This is a genomic window from Pseudomonas alliivorans (assembly GCF_017826695.1).
Lineage (GTDB): Bacteria > Pseudomonadota > Gammaproteobacteria > Pseudomonadales > Pseudomonadaceae > Aquipseudomonas > Aquipseudomonas alliivorans.
The window spans coordinates 363,868-387,859 of record NZ_JAFFZW010000003.1 but is presented as its reverse complement, the minus strand read 5'-3'; the positions used below and the strand labels follow the sequence as shown (position 1 = coordinate 387,859).

General features: G+C 60.8%; 21 protein-coding genes. 18 read left to right on the top strand and 3 right to left on the bottom strand.

All coding sequences use genetic code 11. The features are described 5' to 3' along the window. Position 1: 1 nt before the first annotated feature. The 4 genes from nhaA (at position 2) to JTJ32_RS10905 (ending at position 3,183) form a co-directional block, all read left to right on the top strand. Positions 2-1,177, top strand: coding sequence for a Na+/H+ antiporter NhaA (gene nhaA, locus JTJ32_RS10920; protein WP_210042010.1), 1,176 nt, complete (start codon positions 2-4; stop codon positions 1,175-1,177). 105 nt (positions 1,178-1,282) lie between these two features. Beyond that, on the top strand, positions 1,283-1,816 hold the full coding sequence (locus JTJ32_RS10915; RefSeq protein ID WP_004880392.1) for a DUF3455 domain-containing protein: 534 nt from the start codon (positions 1,283-1,285) through the stop codon (positions 1,814-1,816). Between the two features lie 99 nt (positions 1,817-1,915). Next, positions 1,916-2,482 (top strand): sigma-70 family RNA polymerase sigma factor, encoded by a 567-nt coding sequence (locus JTJ32_RS10910; RefSeq protein ID WP_210042009.1) that lies wholly within the window; start codon positions 1,916-1,918, stop codon positions 2,480-2,482. Then, positions 2,479-3,183 (top strand): anti-sigma factor, encoded by a 705-nt coding sequence (locus JTJ32_RS10905; protein ID WP_099228759.1) that lies wholly within the window; start codon positions 2,479-2,481, stop codon positions 3,181-3,183. The genes JTJ32_RS10910 and JTJ32_RS10905 overlap by 4 nt, the downstream gene beginning before the upstream one ends. A gap of 168 nt (positions 3,184-3,351) precedes the next feature. Here the strand turns inward: JTJ32_RS10905 and JTJ32_RS10900 are convergent, their stop codons facing one another. Beyond that, positions 3,352-4,284, bottom strand: coding sequence for a LysR family transcriptional regulator (locus tag JTJ32_RS10900; protein ID WP_210042008.1), 933 nt, complete (start codon positions 4,282-4,284; stop codon positions 3,352-3,354). A 152-nt stretch (positions 4,285-4,436) separates the two neighbouring features. Between JTJ32_RS10900 and JTJ32_RS10895 the strand changes: the two genes are divergently transcribed. Genes JTJ32_RS10895 through JTJ32_RS10870 form a run of 6 tightly spaced genes read left to right on the top strand, consistent with a single transcriptional unit; the run spans position 4,437 to position 11,328 of the window. Next, positions 4,437-5,048 (top strand): thermostable hemolysin, encoded by a 612-nt coding sequence (locus JTJ32_RS10895; RefSeq protein WP_236059276.1) that lies wholly within the window; start codon positions 4,437-4,439, stop codon positions 5,046-5,048. Next, positions 5,045-6,613 (top strand): AMP-binding protein, encoded by a 1,569-nt coding sequence (locus JTJ32_RS10890; protein WP_210042006.1) that lies wholly within the window; start codon positions 5,045-5,047, stop codon positions 6,611-6,613. The genes JTJ32_RS10895 and JTJ32_RS10890 overlap by 4 nt, the downstream gene beginning before the upstream one ends. Next, positions 6,588-7,469 carry a TauD/TfdA family dioxygenase gene (locus tag JTJ32_RS10885; RefSeq protein WP_210042005.1) on the top strand — a complete coding sequence of 294 codons (882 nt, stop codon included), beginning with the start codon at positions 6,588-6,590 and terminating at the stop codon, positions 7,467-7,469. Before JTJ32_RS10890 ends, JTJ32_RS10885 begins: the two co-directional genes overlap by 26 nt. A gap of 8 nt (positions 7,470-7,477) precedes the next feature. Continuing rightward, entirely contained in the window at positions 7,478-8,602 is a 1,125-nt protein-coding gene (locus tag JTJ32_RS10880) for an aminotransferase class III-fold pyridoxal phosphate-dependent enzyme (protein WP_099228764.1), read from the top strand. Beyond that, entirely contained in the window at positions 8,580-9,929 is a 1,350-nt protein-coding gene (locus JTJ32_RS10875; protein ID WP_210042004.1) for an aspartate aminotransferase family protein, read from the top strand. Before JTJ32_RS10880 ends, JTJ32_RS10875 begins: the two co-directional genes overlap by 23 nt. Further along, positions 9,922-11,328 carry an amidase gene (locus JTJ32_RS10870; protein WP_210042003.1) on the top strand — a complete coding sequence of 469 codons (1,407 nt, stop codon included), beginning with the start codon at positions 9,922-9,924 and terminating at the stop codon, positions 11,326-11,328. The genes JTJ32_RS10875 and JTJ32_RS10870 overlap by 8 nt, the downstream gene beginning before the upstream one ends. 2 nt (positions 11,329-11,330) lie before the next feature. Here the strand turns inward: JTJ32_RS10870 and JTJ32_RS10865 are convergent, their stop codons facing one another. Beyond that, positions 11,331-12,239 (bottom strand): DMT family transporter, encoded by a 909-nt coding sequence (locus tag JTJ32_RS10865; RefSeq protein ID WP_099228767.1) that lies wholly within the window; start codon positions 12,237-12,239, stop codon positions 11,331-11,333. Positions 12,240-12,344: 105 nt separating this feature from the next. Next, positions 12,345-13,112 (bottom strand): arylamine N-acetyltransferase family protein, encoded by a 768-nt coding sequence (locus tag JTJ32_RS10860; protein ID WP_210042002.1) that lies wholly within the window; start codon positions 13,110-13,112, stop codon positions 12,345-12,347. A gap of 424 nt (positions 13,113-13,536) precedes the next feature. Between JTJ32_RS10860 and hutU the strand changes: the two genes are divergently transcribed. The 8 genes from hutU to hutI all read left to right on the top strand — a co-directional run bounded on the left by hutU (position 13,537) and on the right by hutI (position 23,991). Next, positions 13,537-15,255 carry a urocanate hydratase gene (gene hutU, locus JTJ32_RS10855; protein WP_210042001.1) on the top strand — a complete coding sequence of 573 codons (1,719 nt, stop codon included), beginning with the start codon at positions 13,537-13,539 and terminating at the stop codon, positions 15,253-15,255. A gap of 112 nt (positions 15,256-15,367) precedes the next feature. Continuing rightward, positions 15,368-16,336 (top strand): ABC transporter substrate-binding protein, encoded by a 969-nt coding sequence (locus JTJ32_RS10850; RefSeq protein WP_184322315.1) that lies wholly within the window; start codon positions 15,368-15,370, stop codon positions 16,334-16,336. Between the two features lie 78 nt (positions 16,337-16,414). Beyond that, positions 16,415-17,266, top strand: a complete 852-nt coding sequence (locus JTJ32_RS10845) for an ABC transporter permease (RefSeq protein WP_004880400.1) — start codon at positions 16,415-16,417, stop codon at positions 17,264-17,266. After that, positions 17,263-18,093, top strand: coding sequence for a quaternary amine ABC transporter ATP-binding protein (locus tag JTJ32_RS10840; RefSeq protein WP_099228770.1), 831 nt, complete (start codon positions 17,263-17,265; stop codon positions 18,091-18,093). The genes JTJ32_RS10845 and JTJ32_RS10840 overlap by 4 nt, the downstream gene beginning before the upstream one ends. A 12-nt stretch (positions 18,094-18,105) precedes the next feature. After that, positions 18,106-19,647: an HAL/PAL/TAL family ammonia-lyase gene (locus JTJ32_RS10835; RefSeq protein ID WP_210042000.1), complete on the top strand. Its 1,542-nt coding sequence runs from the start codon at positions 18,106-18,108 to the stop codon at positions 19,645-19,647. Positions 19,648-19,741: 94 nt separating this feature from the next. Continuing rightward, positions 19,742-21,289: a histidine ammonia-lyase gene (hutH, locus tag JTJ32_RS10830; RefSeq protein ID WP_099228772.1), complete on the top strand. Its 1,548-nt coding sequence runs from the start codon at positions 19,742-19,744 to the stop codon at positions 21,287-21,289. Positions 21,290-21,392: 103 nt separating this feature from the next. Beyond that, positions 21,393-22,769 carry an amino acid permease gene (locus tag JTJ32_RS10825; RefSeq protein ID WP_099228773.1) on the top strand — a complete coding sequence of 459 codons (1,377 nt, stop codon included), beginning with the start codon at positions 21,393-21,395 and terminating at the stop codon, positions 22,767-22,769. A 16-nt stretch (positions 22,770-22,785) separates the two neighbouring features. Next, the gene (hutI, locus tag JTJ32_RS10820) at positions 22,786-23,991 is read left to right on the top strand and encodes an imidazolonepropionase (RefSeq protein ID WP_210041999.1); all 1,206 of its coding nucleotides are present in this window, start codon (positions 22,786-22,788) and stop codon (positions 23,989-23,991) included. Position 23,992 lies beyond the last annotated feature (1 nt).

The window sequence follows — 23,992 nt, the reverse complement described above, 5'->3', positions numbered from 1 at the left end:
CATGACTCAATTCCCGACCAAGGAAACACCCCGAGCCGTCGCCATCCTCGCCAGCTTTCTCGCCTCCGAATCGGCAGGCGGCATTGTATTGATGCTCGCAGCGCTGGCGGCTCTGATCGTCGCCAACTCGCCGCTCTCCGCCGGTTACTTTTCGGTTTTGCACAGCGTGTGGCTGGGCCTGTCGGTCGAGCTGTGGATCAACGATGGCCTGATGGCGATCTTCTTTCTGATGGTCGGCCTGGAGATCAAGCGCGAAGTGCTGGCAGGCGGACTCTCGACCTGGGGGCAACGGGCCCTGCCCGGCTTTGCCGCGGCAGGCGGAATGCTGGTGCCGGCGTTGATCTACATCGCCATCAACTGGGGCAACCCGCAAACGATGAGCGGCTGGGCGATTCCTGCGGCCACCGACATCGCTTTCGCTCTGGGTGTGCTGTCGCTGCTGGGCAACCGGGTGCCGACCTCGCTGAAGGTGTTTCTCGCCGCACTGGCCATTCTCGATGACCTGGGCGCGGTCACCATCATTGCGTTCTTCTACAGTTCCGGCCTGAACCTGCCGATGCTGGTCGCCGCTTTCGCCACACTGGCGGTGCTGATCGTGATGAACCGTCTCAAGGTCCGTCGCCTGCTGCCTTACCTGTTGTTGGGCGCGCTGCTGTGGTTCTTCGTGTTGCAGTCAGGCGTCCATGCCACCCTGGCAGGCGTCGCGCTGGCGCTGTGCATTCCAATGGGCAAGCCTGAAGAGGAAGCCCGCTCGCCGTTGCTGTTCCTTGAAGAGAAGATGCATTACTGGGTCGCGTTTGCCGTGGTGCCGATCTTCGGTTTTGCCAACGCGGGGGTTTCGCTGTCCGGTATCTCGATGGAAAACCTCGTCGATCCGGTGCCGCTCGGTGTTGCGCTGGGGCTGTTCGTCGGCAAGCAGATCGGCGTCTTTCTCGCCGCCGTGCTGGCGATTCGTTCAGGGCTCGCGGTGTTGCCGGAAGGCAGCAACTGGGTGCAACTGTATGGCGTGGCGATCCTGTGCGGCATCGGTTTCACCATGAGCCTGTTCATCGGCAATCTGGCGTTCCCGGGTCAGCAACACCTGATCGACGAAGTGAAAGTCGGCGTACTGCTGGGCTCCGGTGTCGCAGCAATCACCGGAATCATCCTGCTGCGCAGCCGCTTCAGCCGGTCCTGAAAAAATATTTTCAAATCACTGCATCCAGATTGTTTCTTCGCGGGTAGTACATACAGCAGCCACTTCGAGTTGCTGAGCGCGGTTAAACCATCTGGAGATTTCTGCATGAACGCAAAACGCTTGCTCTGCCTTGCAGGTAGTACCCTGGCTTTCACTTGCCTGTCGTCCGTCGCCCTGGCCCAGACCGATCTGCCCGAAAGCGTTCGGGTTCCGGCCGGCCACAAGATCAGCATGCAAACCACCGGGGTTGGCGAAATCACCTACGAGTGCCGCGCAAAAGCCAACATGCCCAACGAAATGGAATGGGCGTTCGTCGGTCCCAAGGCCGTGCTCAATGACAAGAGCGGCAAACAGGTCGGCACCTATTACGGTCCACCTGCCACCTGGGAAGCCAAAGACGGCTCGAAAGTGACCGGCACTCAGGTCGCCGTTGCACCTTCGAGCGCAGGCAACCTGCCGTACCAGTTGGTCAAGGCCAACCCGGCAGAAGGCAAAGGCGCCATGACCGGTGTTGCCTACATCCAGCGTACCGCGCTGAAAGGCGGCGTGGCACCGACCACTGCCTGTGCAGCCAGCAACAAAGGCGCCAAGGAAGTGGTCAAGTATCAGGCTGACTACCTGTTCTGGGCTGCCAACTGATACAGCCAGGCAATCGGGCACCGCGCAGTCAGTGAGCTATGCTGCTGCGCGGGTCCTCGTGATATCAACGAGGCATTAGTCCATCGATGGCGGATTACCTTGTCCTCACACGAATCCCTCTTTGATTACGAAGGCACGTTGCACGCCTGCGCTCGCGGTGAGCGACAGGCTCTGCAGCGTCTTTATGAACAGGAAAGCGCTCGGCTGCTCGGCGTGGTCGTGCGACTGGTTCGCGACCGGGCACTGGCCGAGGACATCGTGCATGATGCGTTCCTGAAAATCTGGACCCGTGCGGCCAGTTTCGACGCATCACGCGGTTCGGCACGCGGCTGGATATTCAGCGTGACCCGGCATCTGGCGCTCAACAACCTGCGCAATACGGCGCGGGAAGTCCGGGAGGACGATGACGGCAGCGAAGATCATCATGAGCAGGCGACGCTGGAAGGCTGGCAGGAAACCGGCGATGCCTTCGACTGGCGCGTCAATCCGGGACGCATTACCTCGTGCCTGGAGCAGCTTGAGCCCGTGCGGCGCAACTGTGTGTTTCATGCTTATGTAGACGGTTATTCGCATCAGGAAATCGCGCAGAAAATCGGCGCGCCACTGGGTACGGTCAAAGCCTGGATCAAGCGCAGCCTGACGGCTTTGCGGGAGTGCATGGGATGACCCGACCTTCGGACGAAAACATTCACGAGCTGGCAGGCGAGTACGTACTCGGCACCCTGTCCGCCGAACAAAGGCTCGACGTCCAGCGTCGCCTGCCCCACGAACCGGATCTGCAGGCCGCGATAGACGCCTGGGATCAACGGCTGTTGCCGTTGACCGAACTGGCGGATCCCGTCAAGCCATCACCCGGCCTGTGGGAGCGGATCGAACGCAATCTGGTGGATCGGGCCGCCCCCAGGGCGCAGCCTGAACAGCGCGTGCGCTGGTGGGACAATCTGGCGATCTGGCGCGGGTTGGCCGGTGCGGGCCTTGCCGCCTCGATGGTGCTGGGCATGACGCTGCTGACCCGCGATCCGGCCCCACCTTCCTATCTGGTGGTACTCGTCGGACCTCAGGACAAGTCCCCCGGCTGGGTCGTGCAAGCCAGCAATCGGCAGGAAATTCAGCTTATCCCGCTGGGCGCGTTCGAAGTACCGGCCGACAAGGCGCTGGAGTTCTGGACCAAGGGGGACGACTGGCAAGGTCCGGTATCGCTGGGGCTGGTCAAACCAGGGCAAAGCCTGAACATCCCGCTTGATAAACTGCCGCCGCTGCAGCCCAACCAGTTGTTTGAGCTGACGCTGGAAAAGTCCACCGGTTCGCCAATCGGCAAACCAACCGGACCGATTCAGTTCATAGGGCGGGCCGTGAAAGTCATTTGAGGCTGGTTTTGTCAGACAATCTATTGATAGTTACCAATAATGAAATAGACCCTCTTTCCTGATGCAACAATACAGCGCTGTTACACATCACATGAATATAAACAGCGCTGTGTGACACTCAAAAGACAACACGGCCTTCGGTCGAAAGCAAACCTGACTGAACATCATCTAAACCGTGTATTCCATACACGCCTTGACCACCTGTTCCCTGATCCAGGAGTTGGAAGGGTCTTGATCGGCGCTCTCACTCCAGACCATATCCAGCGTAAATGTCGGCAAGCCTGCCGGAGCATCCGTGGAAAAATGAATATCATTATTAACGATTAATCGCGCCACACGCCTGGGCAGGGTCACCACCACATCGGAACCCGCAATCATGTGCAGGGCAGCGCCGTAGCTGTTGGCCTTGGCCACGATCTGGCGACTGCACCCCTGCTTGCTCAGCCAGCCGTCTACCATGTTGGTTTCAGACGTCCAGGGCGTCGGGTAGACGTGCCTGCGCGCCACAAAGGTTTCAAGTTCAAAGCCTGTTTCGGGCGGTATGAAGTTACGATCCACCACACAGATTAAATCATCGTCCAACAGTATCTGGGATTTCAGTCCGCTGCCCCCACGGTGGTAATTGGGACCGAAACAAATAACCAGATCCAGCGTGCCACCGTTCAACTCTTTAACGGGAATGTCACGGTGGATCTTTTGAACATTCAACGTGACCGGAACATCATGGGTCGAAAACAACTTCAACAAACCCGGCAAAATCAAAAGTTCGAAATACTCGGGCGCACAGATAGTGTAAATCACATCTTTCTGTGGCGGCGACAAGAGTGCAGAGCCGGCATAACAAACGTTGATACTTTCCACGATTTTCAAAACATGGCTGTACATGGTCGTGGCTTTATACGTGGGTCGCATTCCACTGCGCGTGTTGATAAACAACTCGTCTTCAAAGCTGTTACGCAGCTTCTTCAGGCAGTAGCTGACGGTGGATTGGCTAACAAAAAGGGACTCGGAGACCTCGGTGACGCTTGAGCTTTCGTAAACCGAAATGAAAATCAACAAGTCCTGCATATCCAACTTTCTGAGCATATTGCTTTTAAGCATATCCATATATTCCAGAAGTCCAATGTGCTCGTGGAGTACCCAGCTATTTAGATATTAACAGACCGTTTTTGTTTTTTAAATGGTGTGTAGGAATTTTCCCAAATACATTCGCAGCACGTTTCAGGATCATCACGAACAATGGAGATGCCATCATGCTTATACGCGTGACCGACTGTGAATCACCGCTGTGGAAGCAGGCTGTCGAAATAGTTAAGAGTAAATTTCAGTCATCATATAAAGCGAACATAGAACCCAATCCACAGTATTTCGCCCTCACTCAGGACGAAGATGAAAGAATCATGTCATGCGCCGGAATTACCTTTGGCAATCACCGCACACTGTTTTCCGAACAGTACCTGCCCCGCCCCATTCATGAAATTCTGTCCGAGCGTCACGGGCAGCAGATCGAACGTGCCTCGATTGCCGAAATCGGCAGCCTGATCTCGCACCACGTCACGGCCGGCGTGATCATGGTCAACATGATCCCACTGCTGGCCTGGTGCATGGGCGCGCAGTACCTGCTGTGCACCGTGACCCCGCGCGTGCGCGAAATGATGGAAAGCTGCCAGATCGTCTTCGAACCCCTGCTGACCGCCGACCCCACGCGCCTCTCCGAAGACGGTGGCAAGAACTGGGGTTCCTACTACGCAAAGCGTCCGATCACCGGGTTCATCAAGGTCGACCCGCAACGCTCGCGCTTCGCGGCCATGACACTCGGCACGCTGTTCAATCACCTTCCTGTCCAAACGAGGGTGACGCAATGAGCGCGAATCTGATTGCCCAATTGCGCTCCGCACTGCAGGTTCACGGCGAGAAAGTCTGCGCGGTGGACCACGGAGATACCACCAAATCCCTCACTTACCGCGAGCTGCGCCAACAGGCGTTTGCACTGGCTGCTGAATTGCAGCATCGATTCCAACCCAGGGTGCCAAACGATCCGGTGGTGATCGGCATCGTCACGCGCAATACCAGTCAGTGGTTGATCGCCGACCTGGCCTGTCTGTTCGCTGGCATAACTTCTTTGCCGCTGCCTCTGGCATTCAGTCAGGTCCAGGCAGAAAACCTGGCCGCGCACTGTGACGGTTTTCTCGTTGACTCGGCCGGTCAGAAAACGCTCACCGAGCGCTGGCTTCTGGACCTTCCTGCCAGCAAGGTCCGCCATCTGGATTTACCGGCCATTCCTCAGCCACTGGCCCAGACGGCGGTGGAGCACGACTGGATCTGCAAGATCATTCACACCTCAGGCACGACCAGTAACCCCAAAGGCGTCCGGCTGTCCTGCGCCGCGATTGGCCAGGTGCTGAATTCGCTGCGGTTCAGGATGCCGGCCAATGCCCACCTCCGTTACCTGTCGCTGGTGCCTTTGAGCCTGCTGCTGGAACAGGTCACTGCGTCCTATCTGCCGCTTCTGGCAGGCGGCACGATTCACTTTCTGCCGCAGAGCGAGCCGTTGCTGGGCGAGCCGGGCGCATCGCCTGCGCGCCTGACCGATTGGATTCAACGGGTGAAACCCACCGCGCTCACCGTGCCGCCGGTCATGCTCAACGAATTTCTGCGCAGGCTCCAGGGTAACCGAGAAGCTGCCCAAAGCCTGGCCACGTACCTCACAGAACAGGTGCACATCACCTGCGGCGGTGCGGCAGTGGATATCGACATCCTGCGCGCCCTTGAAGCCGAAGGCGTGTCGGTCTTCCAGGGTTACGGGCTGTCTGAAAACGCCTCGGTGGTGAGCGTCAATACTGCCGAACAGCAGCGCCTGGGCAGCGTCGGCAAGCCGCTGCCGCACGTTCAGGTTCGCATCGGCCTCGACAAGACCATCGAAGTCAAAAGCACGTCGCTGTTCAGCGGTTATTCCGGCACGGACCCGAGCGCCTGCGCCATGAGCGCCGATGGCTGGATGGACACCGGCGACCTGGGCGCACTGGACAGCGACGGTTACCTGTATGTCCACGGTCGCAAGAAGAACGTGATCTGCCTGGCCAACGGCCGAAACGTGAGCCCGGAGCAGGTCGAACTGGAATACCGCAAATACGACGGCGTTCGCGATGCGGCGGTCTTTCTGGACGAAGACCATGGCCTGATCGCCCTGCTGTGCGTCGAGTCGCAGCCGGATCGCCACGACCTGGCGCAGTGGTCGACCAAACGTTTCTCCGACGTGGAGCGCCCCAGCAAGCTCTGGCTGCTGGACCTCGCCAATCCCCTGCTTGAACAGCTGTACACCGTGACCGGTCGCCCCAAGCGGGCCGAGATTGCCGAAGCGTTCGCACACCGTTTTTCACCATCCATGCAAAGGACTTCTGCCGATGAACATGCCTGCCTCTCGCTCTGACAACCCCGAATTCGCGGTGATCGAACCCGCGCAATTCGCCACGCTGACAACCCAGGCGCTCTATGAGTTGCTGGGGACCTATGGCGTGGTACTCATGCGTGACTGTATTCATGAAGCCGAAACCTTCAGCCGGTTCGTGAAGAACAACAGTTCGCGTCTGAGCCTGGACCCGGCCCGCACAATGGTCGGCGGCGCCGCGCAATTGGTCGATGCCGGCACCCAGGAAATCGGTCTGCACTGCGAGAACGGCAACTCTCCGTTCTGGCCGGACATCACCTGGTTCTACTGTCAGGAAGCGCCCCGCCAGGGTTCGCAGACCACGCTCTGCGACGGTGAAGCCGTGCTACGCGCATTGTCGGCCGACTGCCGGACCTTCTTCGAGAACAACCCGATTCGCTACAGCCGCACGGTCAGCGCGGACAAATGGCGTCGTCTGGTCTGCCACTACTCGGCCGACAAGAATGATCCGAGCCTCGTCACGCCGGATGACCTGATGCAGATCGTCGGCAACGACCCGCAGACGCGCATCACCTTCAACACCAGCGACGACTCCATTCACTACGCCTTTTCCACTCCGGCCATTCCGGTTTCGCCGATCAGCCAGCGGCCTGCGTTCGCCAACAGCATCCTCGGTCCGTCGTTCAACTACGAGAAGCCGATCATCGACACCGTCTCGGGCGACGCCATTCCCGAGCAGTTTCTGAACGAGATCGAAGAGGTTTCAACCGCCCTGACCTACCCGGTCGGCTGGCGTGACAACGACATGGTGATGATCGATAACCGCCGGGTCATGCACGGACGCCAGGCCATCGTCGACGACCGCCGTCGCATCTTCAACGCCTTGAGCTATCGCTGAGAGCCCCTATGAAAAACACTAATAAAACCATTGTGGCCGGACTCTACGAGACCTACTCGGACGCACAAGGCCAGGAAATCATCGACCTGTCGGGCGGTTTCGGCTTTCAGGTGCCGGAAGTCATCGACGCCGTCAAAGCCCAGGCCGAGATCATGGGCCTGTCCAACCGGGTATTGATGTCCGAACCCTTGATCGCTCTGTGCCGCCGACTCGCCGGGTTGCTGCCGGATCCTCTGGTCAGCTCCTACGTCTGCAGTTCGGGTGACGAAGCCTTCGAAGGCGCGTTGAAACTGTGCAAGGGGCTGAACCCGCGTCGCAACACACTGGTGTTCATCAAGGGCGGCGACTACGGCTCACTGACCTATGGTCGCAGCCTGACTCAGCCTGACCGCTACAGCGAAATCCAGCGACTGCTGGGCTTCAGGCGCGTTGCCGTCAGTCATGCCGACGATCTGGCCAAAATCGACTGGAACGACTGCTTCGCGGTCTGTTACACCAGCGTCATCACCGACGAAAAGGGCGTTCTGCGCCTGATCGAGCAGCCCTTGCTCGACCGTTTGTATGCCGCAGCCGGTGACGCAAAGGCACCGGTCATCGCCATGGACGTAGCCACCTGCCTGGGCAGCCTGGGCACCCTGTTCGGCTTCCAGCAGTACACCAACACTCCGGACATTGCGGTGCTGGGCGGTCCGTTGGGAGGCAGCGCAGTCCCCATCGGCACCTACACCTGCAGCGAAGAAATGGCCTATACGGTCTATGGCCGCAGTACGCCCGCCAAACATGGCAGCACCACGGCCGGCAACCCGATGGCCTGCGTCGCGGCCCTGACCACGCTTGATTACCTGCACACCCATAATTCGCCTCAGCGCTGTACGCACAACGGCCAGTTGCTGGCCAGCGTACTGACAGACCTGGGCGCTACCGCACTGGGCGGCTGGGTCAGCGTACCGTTGCCCGGTCGCAACGAGGCACAACTGCGCGAAGCCCTTTACCAGAACGGTGTGTATGCAAGCCCGGCGCGCGGCAATGCGCTGGTGCTGCGCTGCCCTCTTACCGCCAGATCCCTGCCTGTCGAACGCGCCGGCCAACGTATCAAGGAGACTTTCAGACATGTCCTCAACCATGCCGCGTGAACAACTGCTGGACGACTGCGAACAGTTCTGGAGCGCTTCGGCCGCCAAGCTCTATCGCATCGGCAAGACCTCGGTGGAAAAAAGCACCGACGGCATTTATGTCACAGACCACACCGGCAAGAAATTCATTGACTGCGCGTGCAGCTACGGTGTGTTCATCGTCGGCCATCGCAACCCGACAGTGCGCGAGCGAGTGCAGGCGCAACTGAGCGAGCTGGCGTGGGTGCCGGAAGGTCGTGAACACCCGACGCAGGCCGTATTGTCCGAACGCCTGCGCCACCTGATTCCCGGCGACTGGGGCGAGGTGCGTTACATGGTGTCGGGCGCCGAGGCCATCGAGCAGACCATGCGCTACGTGCTGCAGGTTCAGAAGCATCGGCGCGGCATCGTCGTGATGACCGATTCCTATCACGGCAAAACCCTGGCAGCCATGAGCATTCTGGGCCAGCAGCAACACCACAGCAGCTACGGCACCTATTCGGAAGAAGTCACCTACGTGCCGTATGGCGATTTCGCGGCGCTGCAAAAGGCCGTGGGCGACGGTGTCTGCGCCATCTATGTCGAACCGATTCTGGGCGGCGCGCACTTGCAGGTTCCGCCCGTCGGCTATATGGCCAATATTCGCGCGCTGTGCGATGCGACCCAGACCCTGCTTATCGCCGACGAAATCCAGACCGGGTTCGGACGCTGCGGCAAGTGGTTCGCGGTTCAGTACGATGACGTAGTGCCGGACATCATGATTCTGTCCAAAGGTCTGACGGGCGGCTACACCTCGTTCGCCTGTGCCGTTTACAGCCAGGCCCTGACCAACCGTTTCCCGCTCGACGAAATCGAACCGGACAACCGCACCACTGGCGGCCATCCACTGGCCTGCTCTGCGGCACTGGCCGCCATCGATTACATCCAGCAGCACAATCTGGTGGAGCTATCGCGGATCAACGGCGGCCTGCTGCGCAATGGCCTGCAACGGCTGGCTTCCCGCTTCCCGCAAATCATTGAAGATGTGCCGGGCGTCGGCCTGATGACCGGCCTGCGCCTGCGAGGTTCGGTGTACGAAGCCTTGATGAGCATGGAACTGGGTAAACGTGGCGTACACGCCGGGCACTCGATGAACGAAAAGGCCGCGCATCCGGTGCTCAGGTTTTACCCGCCGCTGAACATCACACCCGAGGCGCTGGACCACGTCCTCAAGATGATCGAGGAATCACTGGAGGTGATTGCCGCCAAGCCGAAGCTGTTCGTGAAAGTGTTTTCGCTGGTGGTGCGCAACATGTACCAGATTCCGAACAAGTGGCTCGGCAGCAAGAAAGGACTCAAGCATGCTTAAACCGGACGAGTTGACGCTCGAAGAAATGGCCAGCCTGATCCGGCGCAGCGTGTTGACCAGCGTTTCGCTGGTCGACTTCTACCTGCGGCGTATCGAGGAACGCAATCCACACATCAACGCAATCATCCTGCAGGAGCAGCGCGAGAGCCTGTTTCAACAGGCCGAGGAGGCTGACGCCCAGGCACGCAAAGGGCAGTTCAGCGGGCCGTTGCATGGCATTCCGATCACCATCAAGGACGTGTGCCACGTAAAGGGCTTTCGCATGTCCCGTGGCGTGGAACAGTGGCGCAACGAACCCAGCGCCGTTGACGCCACCGCCGTGGCCCGCTTGAGAAAAGCCGGAGCGATCATTCTCGGCATCACCAACGTGCCAGAACTGTGCATGGCCTTCGAAACCGAGAACCTGCTGTACGGCCGTACGCTCAACCCGCACGACTCAAGTCGTACCGCAGGCGGCAGCAGTGGCGGTGAAGCGGCGGCCATCGCTGCAGGTCTTTCACCGGCAGGTCTGGCCTCCGACGCCTGCGGCAGCGTGCGTATTCCGGCCCATTTCAACGGTATCTGTGGTCTGAAGCTGACCCAGGGCCGCGTCCCGCTGAGCGGGCAATACCCCAACGAACGCTCGGGCCTGTTCCACATCACTTCGGCCTTCGGCGTCATGGGCCGGTATGTCGACGACCTGCGAGTGCTGGGCAAACTCATCAGCGGTGCCGATCAGAAAGACCCGGACACCGTGGACGTACCCTTTGCACCCGGCAAGCCTTTGCAGGACCTGCGAATCGCGGTATCGGGCAAATCGTCCGTCGCCCGTGTGACCCCGGCCGTCCAGAGTGTGCTGGATGCAGTCGCCATACGCTTGAACGATGTGGTCAGCGCAGTAGAGGACGCACGGCCGCCCCTGCTCGAAGAAGCGTGCGACGTGTTGTGGCGGGTCTTCATCACCGGTGGCGACGGCGGCAAGGGATGGGAAGCGCTGTTCGCTGCCATCGGCAAGCACCAGTTCACCAAAGCAACCGCGCAACTGCTGGAAATGAGCCGTGGCGTCGAGCTGAGCACCGAAGAGCTGAAGCGTGACTGGGTCATGATCGACACATTCCGCCACCAGCTTGCGCGGTTCTTCACCGACTACGACCTGTTCATTTCCCCGGTGTATGGCGATGTCGCGTTTGCCCACGGAGCATCCCTTGAGGACCGGGGCCGCTACGCATTCGTCTTCCCCTTCAGTCTGTCGGGGTCACCGGCGGCGGTTATCAGGTGCGGCCACGATCCGGAAAACGGCATGCCGATCGGCATTCAGATCGTCGCGCCCCACTGGCAGGAAGAACAACTGCTAAGAGTGGCTTCCTACCTTGAGAACGAGTTCGAAGGCTGGCAGCCAGCCTTCGTCGAGGCGGGCTGACGTCAGGCTGTGGCAAGCTTGCGCTGGCGGCTCTTGAGCACCAGCGCAACCATGCCGAGCAGGACCAGCAAAGCGCCAGTAACCCCCATCGATACCGGCTGCTCCCCGAGAAACCAGCGAGACAGGGTGACGAACAGCGTGCTCAGGTAGACGTAGGAAATCACTGTCGAAGACCCGATGACCCCGATGGCGCGGTGCAACAGCCAGAACGTCCCGAGTGTGCCGAACAGCGCCAGGTAAAACAGCCAGAAAACGTCGATCGCCACCAGCTCCGCCCCGGTCCGCCAGCCTCCGGTCACAGCGGCAATCAGCAGCAGAAAGAGTGCGCCAAACAACATGTTCCAGAACGTCATCGCGACCGGGCTGGTGTCGCTCAGCGCCTTGAGCTTATAGCGCTGACTCAGTGGGGAATAAAGCGCCATCGCCAGACAGCCCACACCGTAGACCACCAACGCGTACAGCGAAGGCGTGGCATCCGCATGCGACCCTGCGACGATCAGCAACACAGCGCCCACGGCAGCGGTCAGCATCGGAAATACCCGGCCTTTGAGAATCATCCCGTGCATCAGCGCCACCTCGAAGCACAGCGTCATCAGCGGCACCAGGGTGTAAAGCGTTGCGGTGTGCACCGCCGAGGTGTAGCGCAGGGCTTCGAACAGCGAGCCGAAATAGACCGCCAGCAGCAACCCCAGCACACAGTGACAACGCAGTCGGCTCATGCTCATCGACAGGTTGCCCTTCACCAACAGAATCGGCAGGAACAACAGCGCCGAGAACAGCAGACGCAGCCCGGTCAGCAGCACAGGATCAACCGCCTGGCTCACATAGCCGGCGGCAAAAAACGATGAGGCAATCAAGGCTGCCCAAATAACCATTCCGCCATGGGCGGTTGAAAAACCAGCGTCTTTCATCATGCGCTCCGAAAACAGGATCAATACGCATGATGGGTAAACAGCACGGAGTACGGGTGCTAGTTTTTAAATAAGTACGCCCAGTTATTCACTTACAGTTATTCGTCAGGCGGCCGGGCGGGCGGCATTGCAGGCAATCTCGAACAGACGCCCGACCTCCGCCGATGTGGGCCGGACGCCAAACTGGCCTTGCAGACAGTTGTCGAACGCCGAGCGTGAATCCAGTAACACCGTCTCCTGCGCTTCATTCACGTAACGCAGATTCAACAGACGTCTGCGCCCCCCGCGGGCATAGCGGGTCAACACCAGGTTGTGGCAGAAAATGGAGTCGGGCGAGGTGGCCGAATAGTGGTTGGCCGTGTCGATGTGTTCCTGCCGCGAAGGCTCATCGCCCAGTCGGTATAACTCGTCCCACTGGCCCTGCTCGCTGATCCACAATCCTCGGCCGCTGCCGGATGAACGCACCTGAAACGCCAGCGTGTTCTGCGGCCGCGCGCTGGCGGTGTCCAGCTCGATGGGCCAGAGCAGACCGTTACCAAAACCGGTATCGCACAGCAGCACCCGGCCTGCGACCTGTGTCAGAAGGTAAAGGTGCGAAGGTGGCAGAACACGGTCACCTGTGCGGTAGACCACCCGCGCCAGATAAGGCGTCGCCTCGATACCCTGGCGCTCCAGATGCGCCTTGAAAGCCGAGTTCAGCTCATGGCAATAACCGCCCCGATACCGCGCCAGCGAGCGCAGCAGTGTGTCGGGCGAAAGATCGGGAGGCCCGTTCAGCAAAGCGTTGAGGTTGTTGAAAACGTAGCGTTGCGTCCAGGTGCGATGAAGACCGAACACTTGATACATCTGTGGCGAGTGAGCTTGTGCGGCCATGAACACATCCTTTTGCCAGCGTCTGGCGGTTTCGTTGCGCCGTCTCTGTCACGCAGCCTGATGCCCTCATCAAACTGGGCAGATTAAGCCGCTTCGCCAACCCCTCCACAAACGAAAATCTACCGCTCAGCTATCGAGAAATCAGGTTTAACGGACGCGCCCTCCTGCTGTGCATCATTCTGTTACCTGCCGCCCCAAAACAGCGCAGGAAACGTATCAGGTAACAGATTCAGGACGGGTCAGGAAAACACCCCGTGATCCATGCCTTCTCCAGACTCCCTTTAAACCGGGCATCTGCGCGGCGGCATACGTCGTCATTTCAAGTTGGCCTTCGGATTGCATATGCTTGTATATACGAGTAGAGACAAGTTGGCCGACTGGTTCTGCCAGACGGATGCAGGCGCCCTTCACGGGCTGGTTTGGAATGATCGCCGAGGATTTTTTTGTGACCGAGAATAATCAAGACCTGAAGCAGGACTGGACCCGTCACCGCGAAGGCGAGGTGCGTGCTGCACGTGGTACGCAACTGACGGCAAAAAGCTGGCTGACCGAAGCGCCCTTGCGCATGCTGATGAACAACCTGGACCCGGAAGTGGCCGAAAACCCCAATGAACTGGTGGTGTACGGCGGCATCGGGCGGGCGGCGCGCAACTGGGAGTGCTACGACCAGATCGTCGAGAGCCTCACCCAGCTGAATGACGACGAGACGTTGCTGGTGCAATCCGGCAAGCCGGTCGGCGTGTTCAAGACTCACAGCAACGCCCCGCGCGTGCTGATCGCCAACTCCAACCTGGTGCCGCACTGGGCGAGCTGGGAGCACTTTAACGAACTGGATGCCAAGGGGCTGGCGATGTATGGCCAGATGACCGCTGGCAGCTGGATCTACATCGGCAGCCAGGGCATCGTGCAAGGCACCTACGAAACCTTCGTCGAAGCCGGTCGTCAGCATTACGACGGCAACCTCAAAGGCCGCTGGGTACTGACCGCAGGCCTGGGCGGCATGGGCGGCGCGCAACCGTTGGCCGCGACACTGGCCGGTGCCTGCTCGCTGAACATCGAATGCCAGCAGAGCCGTATCGATTTCCGCATCAAGACTCGCTACGTCGATGAACAGGCCGTCGATCTGGATGACGCGCTGGCCCGCATCGCCAGATACACCGCCGAAGGCAAGGCCATCTCCATCGCCCTGTGCGGCAACGCGGCCGAAATCCTGCCGGAAATGGTGCGCCGTGGCGTGCGCCCGGACATGGTGACCGACCAGACCAGCGCCCACGACCCGCTCAACGGCTACCTGCCAAAAGGCTGGAGCTGGGACGAGTACCGCGCGCGCTCGGTGAGCGAGCCGGCCAATGTGGTCAAGGCCGCCAAGCAATCGATGGCCGAACATGTCGAAGCCATGCTGGCTTTCCAGAAAGCCGGTATTCCGACCTTCGACTACGGCAACAACATCCGCCAGATGGCCAAGGAAGTCGGCGTCAAGGACGCTTTCGATTTCCCCGGCTTCGTTCCGGCCTATATCCGTCCGCTGTTCTGCCGTGGCATCGGCCCGTTCCGCTGGGCCGCGCTGTCGGGTGACCCGCAGGACATCTACAAGACCGACGCCAAGGTCAAGGAACTGATCCCGGACGACGAACACCTGCACAACTGGCTGGACATGGCCCGCGAGCGCATCAGTTTCCAGGGTCTGCCTGCCCGTATCTGCTGGGTCGGTCTGGGCCAGCGCGCCAAGCTCGGCCTGGCGTTCAACGAGATGGTACGCAGCGGCGAGCTGTCGGCACCGGTCGTGATCGGGCGTGACCACCTGGACTCCGGTTCGGTCGCCAGCCCCAACCGCGAAACCGAAGCCATGCGCGACGGCTCCGACGCCGTGTCCGACTGGCCGTTGCTCAACGCCCTGCTCAACACCGCCAGTGGCGCAACCTGGGTGTCTCTGCACCATGGCGGCGGCGTCGGCATGGGGTTCTCGCAGCACTCGGGCATGGTGATCGTCTGCGACGGCACCGACGAAGCCGCTGCGCGAATCGCCCGTGTGCTGCACAACGACCCGGCCACCGGCGTCATGCGCCACGCCGACGCGGGGTATGACATCGCTATCGAATGTGCCAAAGAGCAGGGCTTGAACCTGCCGATGATCGGACGTTAAGGAACCTGTCGGTCATCACCGACAGCCCTCGGGAACGGGCGTGAAAACGCCCGAAGGCCGGATGCCTGTTTTGAAGCTGCCACCATCCCTTTCAGGCGTAGGAGCATCGACAATGAATATGAAAAAGGCCCTGTTGACCACTCTGGTATCCGCTGGCTTGCTCGCCAGCGCCGGAGCGAGTCAGGCCGCCAACTGGTGTGAATCAGGCAAGCCGGTGAAATTCGCGGGCCTGAACTGGGAAAGCGCCATGCTGTTGACCGACATCCTGCAGATTGTGATGGATAAGGGTTACGGCTGCACCGTGGACGCCCTGCCCGGCAACTCCATCGCCATGGAAAACGCCCTGAGCACCAACGACATCCAGATTTTCGCTGAAGAATGGGTAGGTCGCAGCGAAGTGTGGAACAAGGCCGCGGCGGCCGGAAAAGTGGTCGGTGTCGGCGCGCCTATCGTCGGTGCAGTCGAAGGCTGGTACGTGCCGCGTTACGTGATCGAAGGCGATGCCAAGCGCAAGCTGGAAGCCAAGGCGCCGAACCTCAAGTCGATCAGCGATCTGGCGCAGTACTCGGCGGTGTTCAAGGATCAGGAAGAACCCGGCAAGGGCCGTTTCTACAACTGCCCGGCCGGCTGGACCTGCGAACTGGAAAACAGCGAGATGCTCAAGAGCTACGGTCTGGAGAACAAGTACACCAACTTCCGGCCGGGCACCGGCCCGGCGCTGGACGCGGCTATCCTGTCCAGCTACAAGCGTGGCGAACCGATCCTGACGTATTACTGGTCGCCGACGCCGCTGATGGGCCAGGTGGATCTGGTACGCCTGGAAGAAAAAGCCGGGGTGAACAAGACGATCGATATCAAGGTCGGCGTGTCCAAAGTGTTCCATGATGAAGCGCCTGAACTGGTTGCGATGCTGGAGAAGGTCAATCTGCCGATCGACCTGCTCAACCAGAACCTGGGACGCATGGCCAAGGACCGCATCGAATCGCCGAAGCTTGCCCGGATCTTTCTGAAAGAACATCCGGAAGTCTGGCACCAGTGGGTCAGTGAAGACGCCGCGAAAAAGGTGGACGCCTCGCTGTAAACGACTGGGCAGCCGGGCTGAGAGTACCGGTCCGGTTGCCCGTTCGTGAGTCCGATACACCTTACTTGAGAGCCGCTTATGTTCCCTGAAAGCTTCACTTTCTCGATCGCCAACTGGGTCAATGACGGCGTCGACTCGCTGGTGACCCAATACGGCGACGTGTTCCGCCACATCTCAGACACGCTGCTGTGGGCCATCGTCAATCTGGAAGGCCTGCTGCGCATGGCGCCGTGGTGGCTCATGCTGCTCATCGTCGGCGGCATCGCCTGGCACGCCACGCGCAAGGTCGTTACCACGGTGGTGATCGTCGGCCTGCTGTTTCTGGTCGGCGCGGTCGGGTTGTGGGACAAACTGATGCAAACCCTGGCGCTGATGCTGGTCGCCACGATCATTGCCGTACTAATCGGCATTCCGCTGGGCATCCTCTCGGCGCGCAGCAACCGCTTGCGTTCGGTGCTGATGCCACTGCTGGACATCATGCAGACCATGCCCAGCTTCGTTTACCTGATTCCGGTGCTGATGCTGTTCGGTCTGGGCAAGGTTCCGGCGATCTTCGCCACCGTGATCTATGCCGCACCGCCGCTGATTCGCCTGACTGATCTGGGGATCCGTCAGGTCGATGGCGAAGTCATGGAAGCCATCAACGCGTTCGGTGCCAATCGCTGGCAGCAACTGTTCGGCGTGCAACTGCCACTGGCGATGCCCAGCATCATGGCCGGGATCAACCAGACCACCATGATGGCGCTGTCGATGGTGGTGATCGCCTCGATGATCGGCGCTCGCGGGCTGGGCGAGGACGTACTGGTCGGCATCCAGACCCTGAACGTCGGACGCGGACTGGAAGCGGGACTGGCCATCGTCATTCTGGCGGTCGTGATCGACCGCATTACGCAGGCCTACGGCCGCCCACGGCATGAGGCGCAGAAATGATGAGTGCGGAACAGAACAAGATAGTCGTACGCAACGTGTTCAAGATTTTCGGCGGTCGCGAAAAGGAAGCGCTGGCGATGGTCCAGCAGAATCAGAGCAAGGATCAGGTGCTGGCCAAAACCGGCTGCGTCGTCGGCGTGAACGATTTGTCGCTGTCGATTGCCAGTGGCGAGATCTTCGTGATCATGGGCCTGTCCGGCTCGGGCAAATCCACGCTGGTGCGACACTTCAATCGGCTGATCGACCCTACCAGCGGCGAGATTTTGGTCGATGGCGAAGACATCCTGCGCTACGACATGGAAGCACTGCGCCAGTTTCGCCGACACAAGATCAGCATGGTGTTCCAGAGCTTCGGCCTGCTGCCGCACAAGACTGTGCTCGCCAACGTGGCCTACGGTCTGAAAGTGCGCGGTGAGACCAAGGCGCTGTGCGATGAACGCGCGCGTCACTGGATCACCACGGTCGGCCTGAGCGGCTACGAAAACAAGTACCCGCACCAGCTTTCTGGCGGCATGCGCCAGCGTGTCGGGCTGGCGCGTGCATTGGCGGCCGACACCGACATCATCCTGATGGACGAAGCGTTCAGCGCCCTCGACCCGCTGATCCGCGCCGAAATGCAGGACCAGTTGCTGGAACTGCAGGCCACGCTGCACAAGACCATCGTATTCATTACCCACGATCTGGATGAAGCGGTACGCATCGGTAACCGGATCGCAATTCTCAAGGACGGGCGGCTGATTCAGGTCGGCACGCCCAAAGAAATCCTTCACTCGCCCGCCGACGATTACGTGGATCGTTTCGTTCAGCGCCGGGTGGCCACTCTTTAAGGACCGTCGCAGATGTCGCGAGCAGAACAGATCGTCATTGGCGACGCTCCGGCGCGCTGGCAGGACGTGGTGGCCGTCGCCCGGCATGGCGCGCAACTGAGGCTGTCCGACGCCGCATGGGCGAGGATCGACAACGCCCAGGCCATCGTCCGGCAGATCGTGGCCAGCGGCGAGCGCGCCTACGGTGTGAACACCGGCCTGGGTGCGCTGTGCAACGTCTCGCTGGAAGGCGAGCAGCTCAGCCGCCTGTCGCGCAACACCCTGCTCAGCCATGCCTGTGGCGTCGGTGCAGCGCTGACCGACGAACAGACCCGCGCAATCATCTGCGCCGCCCTGCTCAATTATAGTCAGGGCAAATCCGGCATACATCGGCAAGTGGTCGAAGCGTTGCTGGCCCTGCTCAATCGCGGCATCACGCCTCAGGTCCCGGCGCAGGGTTCGGTGGGTTATCTGACCCACATGGCCCACGTCGGCGTCGCCTTGCTGGGCGTCGGTCAGGTCAGCTATCGCGGGCAGATCGTCTCTGCACAGCAGGCGCTGGATGAGGAGGGTCTCAAACCCGTCCTGCTCGGCGCGAAAGACGGATTGTGTCTGGTCAACGGTACGCCTTGCATGACCGGACTGAGCTGTCTGGCCATCGCCGATGCCGAACGCCTGACCCAATGGGCCGACGTAATCGGTGCCATGACCTTCGAAGCCCTGCGCGGTCAACTGGACGCGTTCGATGAAAGCATTCTTGCGCTCAAGCCGCATCCGGGCATGCAGGTCGTCGGCAACAACCTGCGCAGCCTGTTGGCAGGCAGCGAAGTGCTCGCCGGCAGTCAGGGCATTCGGACTCAGGATGCCCTGAGCATTCGTTCGATTCCGCAGGTGCACGGCGCAACCCGCGATCAACTGGCACATGCCATCCGCCAGATCGAGACCGAACTGAATTCGGTCACCGACAACCCGCTGCTGCTCGGCACACCCGACGCCTTCCGCGTGGTGTCCCAAGCCAATCCGCACGGCCAGTCGGTGGCGATGGCGGCGGACCTTTTGTGCATGGCCGTCGCCGAACTGGGCTCGATTGCCGAGCGTCGTCTGGACCGCCTGATCAATCCGATGGTCAGCGGCCTGCCGGCTTTTCTGGTCAGCCAGCCGGGCGTCAATTCGGGAATGATGATCGTCCAGTACGTCGCCGCCTCGCTGTGCGCAGAAAACCGCCAGATGGCGCAACCGGCGGTTGTGGATAACTACGTCACGTCCGGCCTGCAGGAAGATCACTTGAGCCTGGGCACCAGCGCTGCGCTGAAACTGCACAAGGTGCTGGGCAACGCGACGCAAATCCTCGCCATTGAATACCTGCTGGCGGCGCAGGCCTTCGAGTTTCTCAAGGCCCAGCGCTTTGGCGTCGGGACGAACATCGCCTGGCAGCTATTGCGCGAGCGGGTTCCAGCCTACGACGAAGACCGTTGGCTGGCGCCGGACATCGCCAGCAGCGCGGCACTGATCAACGAACAACAGACGCTGGAAAGGGTTTTCCAGCGCTGCCGCGAACACACGGCAATCCAATAAAAAGCGGTCAAGGCCCGGTGTTATCCACGCTGGACCGACGGCGGCGCGTTCAAGAAGCGTGCACGCCCGACATCAATCAAGGAGTAGCTGCATCGTGACCACCCCATCTGCCCACGCCTTCAACCTGATTCCCGGCCAACTGACCCTGGCGCAATTGCGCGCCATTTATCAGCAGCCCGTGACCCTGACACTCGACGCCAGCGCAGACCAGCAGATCGACGACAGCGTGGCGTGCGTCGAGCGCATCCTGGCCGAAAACCGCACGGCGTACGGCATCAACACCGGTTTCGGCCTGCTGGCCTCGACGCGCATTGCCAGTGAAGACCTGGAGAACCTGCAGCGTTCGCTGGTGTTGTCCCATGCCGCCGGTGTCGGTCAGCCGATCAGCGACGAACTGGTGCGGGTGATCATGGTGCTCAAGGTCAACAGCCTGAGCCGGGGCTTTTCGGGGATTCGTCGGGTGGTCATCGACGCGCTGATTGCGTTGATCAATGCCGAGGTTTATCCGCACATTCCGCTCAAGGGTTCGGTGGGCGCCTCCGGCGACCTCGCGCCGCTGGCGCACATGTCGCTGGTGCTGCTGGGTGAAGGCAAGGCGCGCTACAAGGGCGAATGGCTCACTGCAGTCGATGCCCTGAAAGTCGCAGGACTGACGCCGCTGACCCTCGCCGCCAAGGAAGGTCTGGCGCTGCTCAACGGCACGCAGGTCTCGACCGCTTATGCGCTGCGCGGCCTGTTCGAAGGCGAGGACCTGTTCGCCGCCGCACTGACCTGCGGCTCGCTCACGGTCGAAGCGGTGCTGGGGTCGCGCTCGCCGTTCGACGCACGTATTCATGCCGCACGCGGCCAGCGCGGTCAGATCGATTCGGCTGCCTGCTACCGCGACCTGCTGGGGGAAAGCAGTGAAGTGTCCGAGTCGCACCGCAACTGCGACAAGGTTCAGGACCCCTACTCGCTGCGCTGCCAGCCACAAGTCATGGGCGCCTGCCTGACCCAGTTGCGTCAGGCTGCCGAAGTGCTGGAAATCGAAGCCAACGCCGTGTCTGACAACCCGCTGGTGTTCGCCGCCGAAAACGACGTGATCTCCGGCGGCAACTTCCACGCCGAGCCAGTCGCCATGGCAGCGGACAACCTGGCGCTGGCCATTGCCGAAATCGGCTCGCTCAGCGAGCGGCGCATTTCGCTGATGATGGACAAGCACATGTCGCAACTGCCGCCGTTTCTGGTGGCCAATGGCGGGGTCAATTCCGGCTTCATGATCGCCCAGGTCACTGCCGCCGCACTGGCCAGTGAAAACAAGGCGCTGGCCCACCCGCATAGCGTCGACAGCCTGCCGACATCGGCCAATCAGGAAGACCATGTGTCGATGGCGCCAGCCGCCGGCAAGCGGTTATGGGAAATGGCAGAAAACGTTCGCGGGATTCTTGCCGTAGAATGGCTGGCTGCGTGTCAGGGTCTGGACCTGCGCAATGGCCTGAAAACCTCTCCGAAACTGGAGCAGGCCCGAGCCCTGTTGCGCAGCAAGGTCCCGTCCTACGACAAAGACCGCTTTTTCGCACCGGACATTGAAGCTGCCAGCCAGCTGTTGTCCTCAACTTGCCTGAACCCATTGGTTCCTGCACGTCTGCTACCGAGTCTGTGATGCACCGCGAGCCTGGCAGGGCTCGCCATGGTCTGTCGCTGCGGGAAGCCGGATGCAGGCGTTCTCGCAGCTATAGCCATACCAGTAATGAAATGGACCTGAAATGACGTCACGAGATGGTTTGAAACGCGGGTTATCCGCCCGCCACATTCGCTTCATGGCCCTGGGCTCTGCCATCGGCACAGGGTTGTTCTACGGCTCCGCCTCGGCGATTCAACAGGCAGGGCCTGCGGTATTGCTGGCCTACCTGATCGGCGGTGCCGCCGTGTTCATGGTCATGCGTGCGCTGGGCGAAATGGCCGTGCATCACCCGGTGGCCGGTTCGTTCAGCCACTACGCCACGCGCTATCTCGGCCCGCTGGCAGGCTTCGTACTGGGCTGGACCTACGCGTTCGAGATGATCATCGTCTGCCTCGCCGACGTCACCGCGTTCGGGATCTACATGGGCTTCTGGTTCCCGGAAGTGCCGCGCTGGATCTGGGTGCTGGGCATCGTGTTCCTGATTGCCGCGCTGAACCTGTGCAACGTGAAAGTCTTTGGCGAAACCGAGTTCTGGCTGTCGCTGCTCAAGGTCGGCGCGATCATCGCAATGATTCTGGCGGGCTTCGGCATCATGCTGTTCGGCATCGGCAGCTCGACCACGGGCACGGAGATCGGTATCAGTAACCTGTGGGCGCATGGCGGCTTCATGCCCAATGGCGTCGCGGGTCTGATCGCATCGTTTGCCGTGGTGATGTTTGCCTTTGGCGGTATCGAGGTCATCGGTATTACCGCCGGTGAAGCCAAGGATCCGCAACGCTCGCTGCCCAGTGCGATCAACGCCGTGCCGCTGCGCATCCTGTTGTTCTACGTGCTGACGCTGTTCGTGCTGATGTCCATTTATCCGTGGCCGCAGATCGGCACACAGGGCAGCCCGTTCGTGCAGATTTTCGACAATCTGGGCATCGCGTCGGCCGCTACCATTCTCAACATCGTGGTGATTTCCGCCGCCGTGTCGGCCATCAACAGCGACATCTTCGGCGCAGGCCGCATGATGTACGGACTGGCTCGCGACGGTCAGGCGCCAGCCAGCTTTGCACGCCTGTCGCGTCAGGGCGTGCCGTGGATGACCGTGTTGATCATGGGCGTGACGCTGCTGGGCGGCGTGGTGCTCAACTACCTGATCCCCAAAGACGTGTTCCTGCTGATCGCCTCGCTGGCCACCTTCGCCACCGTCTGGGTCTGGCTGATGATCCTGCTGACTCAGGTCGCGATGCGCCGCGCCATGAGCGCTGAAGAAGTCGCCGAGCTGAAATTCCCGGTGCCGTTCTGGCCGTATGCACCTGCCGCCGCCATCGTCTTCATGCTGTTTATCTTCGGCGTGCTGGGCTATTTCCCGGACAACCGCGCCGCGCTGATCGTCGGCGCGGTCTGGATCGTGTTGCTGGTCATCGCCTACCGTCTATGGGTCAAACCCAAATCGCTGACACCTGTCCCCTAGCCTGAGGAGGCCCCGGATGAAAACGCTCTGGAAGAACTGTCACATCGCAACCATGGCACACGGTAACTACTCGATCATCGAGGATGCCGCCATCGTGACTTCCGGAGCGTACATCGAATGGATCGGGCCTCTGGATCAACTGGCAGAACAGGACGCCGAGAGTTGCGTCGATCTGGGCGGGGCGTGGGTCACGCCGGGTCTGATCGACTGTCACACGCACACCGTGTTCGGCGGCAACCGCAGCGGCGAATTCGAGCAGCGGCTGCAAGGTGTGAGCTACGCCGACATCGCAGCCGCTGGCGGCGGCATCGCCAGCACCGTGCGAGCTACACGTGCCGCGAGCGAAGACGAGCTGTACATCAGCGCTGAGCGCCGATTGCGGCATCTGCTCAAGGATGGCGTGACCACCGTCGAGATGAAGTCCGGTTACGGGCTGGATCTGGAGAACGAGCGCAAGTTGTTGCGGGTGATCCGGCGTCTCGGCAACACCCAGCCGGTCACCGTCCGCAGCACCTGTCTGGCCGCGCATGCGCTGCCGCCTGAATACGCCAATCGCGCCGACGATTACATTCATCACATCTGCAACGAAATGCTCCCGGCGCTGGCCGCCGAAGGGCTGGTGGATGCCGTGGACGCGTTCTGTGAATACCTGGCATTTTCCCCGGCGCAGGTCGAGCAGGTGTTCATCACCGCGGGTCAGCTCGGGCTGCCGGTAAAATTGCACGCCGAACAGCTTTCATCGCTGGGCGGTTCAAGTCTGGCCGCGCGTTACAAGGCCCTGTCAGCGGACCATCTTGAGTTCATGACCGAAGACGACGTCATCGCCATGGCGGCGTCGGGCGCCGTCGCAGTCCTGTTGCCGGGCGCCTACTACTTCCTGCGCGAGACGCAACTGCCGCCCATGGATGCGCTGCGCAAACACGGCGTGCCTATCGCGATTTCCACCGACATGAACCCCGGCACCTCACCCGGCCTGTCGCTGCGCCTGATGCTCAACATGGCCTGCACGCTGTTTCGCATGACGCCTGAAGAAGCACTGGCAGGCGTCACGCTCAACGCCGCAAAGGCGCTGGGCATGGGCGACACACACGGTTCGCTGGAAGTCGGCAAGACGGCGGATTTCGTCGCCTGGGACATCGAACGACCGGCTGACCTGGCGTACTGGCTGGGCGGCGATCTGGACAAACGCATCGTGCGTCATGGCATGGAATCACTGGTTTAAA

Bases quoted from the DNA above. Each gene is read 5' to 3' on its own strand.
- nhaA (WP_210042010.1), top strand. From the start codon at position 2: ATGACTCAATTCCCGACCAAGGAAACACCCCGAGCCGTCGCCATCCTC.
- JTJ32_RS10865 (WP_099228767.1), bottom strand. From the start codon at position 12,239: ATGAAAGACGCTGGTTTTTCAACCGCCCATGGCGGAATGGTTATTTGG.
- JTJ32_RS10850 (WP_184322315.1), top strand. From the start codon at position 15,368: ATGAATATGAAAAAGGCCCTGTTGACCACTCTGGTATCCGCTGGCTTG.
- JTJ32_RS10825 (WP_099228773.1), top strand. From the start codon at position 21,393: ATGACGTCACGAGATGGTTTGAAACGCGGGTTATCCGCCCGCCACATT.
- JTJ32_RS10915 (WP_004880392.1), top strand. From the start codon at position 1,283: ATGAACGCAAAACGCTTGCTCTGCCTTGCAGGTAGTACCCTGGCTTTC.
- JTJ32_RS10895 (WP_236059276.1), top strand. From the start codon at position 4,437: ATGCTTATACGCGTGACCGACTGTGAATCACCGCTGTGGAAGCAGGCT.
- hutI (WP_210041999.1), top strand. From the start codon at position 22,786: ATGAAAACGCTCTGGAAGAACTGTCACATCGCAACCATGGCACACGGT.
- JTJ32_RS10835 (WP_210042000.1), top strand. From the start codon at position 18,106: ATGTCGCGAGCAGAACAGATCGTCATTGGCGACGCTCCGGCGCGCTGG.
- hutU (WP_210042001.1), top strand. From the start codon at position 13,537: ATGATCGCCGAGGATTTTTTTGTGACCGAGAATAATCAAGACCTGAAG.
- JTJ32_RS10875 (WP_210042004.1), top strand. From the start codon at position 8,580: ATGTCCTCAACCATGCCGCGTGAACAACTGCTGGACGACTGCGAACAG.
- JTJ32_RS10840 (WP_099228770.1), top strand. From the start codon at position 17,263: ATGATGAGTGCGGAACAGAACAAGATAGTCGTACGCAACGTGTTCAAG.
- JTJ32_RS10845 (WP_004880400.1), top strand. From the start codon at position 16,415: ATGTTCCCTGAAAGCTTCACTTTCTCGATCGCCAACTGGGTCAATGAC.
- JTJ32_RS10900 (WP_210042008.1), bottom strand. From the start codon at position 4,284: ATGCTTAAAAGCAATATGCTCAGAAAGTTGGATATGCAGGACTTGTTG.
- JTJ32_RS10860 (WP_210042002.1), bottom strand. From the start codon at position 13,112: ATGGCCGCACAAGCTCACTCGCCACAGATGTATCAAGTGTTCGGTCTT.
- JTJ32_RS10880 (WP_099228764.1), top strand. From the start codon at position 7,478: ATGAAAAACACTAATAAAACCATTGTGGCCGGACTCTACGAGACCTAC.
- JTJ32_RS10890 (WP_210042006.1), top strand. From the start codon at position 5,045: ATGAGCGCGAATCTGATTGCCCAATTGCGCTCCGCACTGCAGGTTCAC.
- JTJ32_RS10885 (WP_210042005.1), top strand. From the start codon at position 6,588: ATGAACATGCCTGCCTCTCGCTCTGACAACCCCGAATTCGCGGTGATC.
- JTJ32_RS10870 (WP_210042003.1), top strand. From the start codon at position 9,922: ATGCTTAAACCGGACGAGTTGACGCTCGAAGAAATGGCCAGCCTGATC.
- JTJ32_RS10905 (WP_099228759.1), top strand. From the start codon at position 2,479: ATGACCCGACCTTCGGACGAAAACATTCACGAGCTGGCAGGCGAGTAC.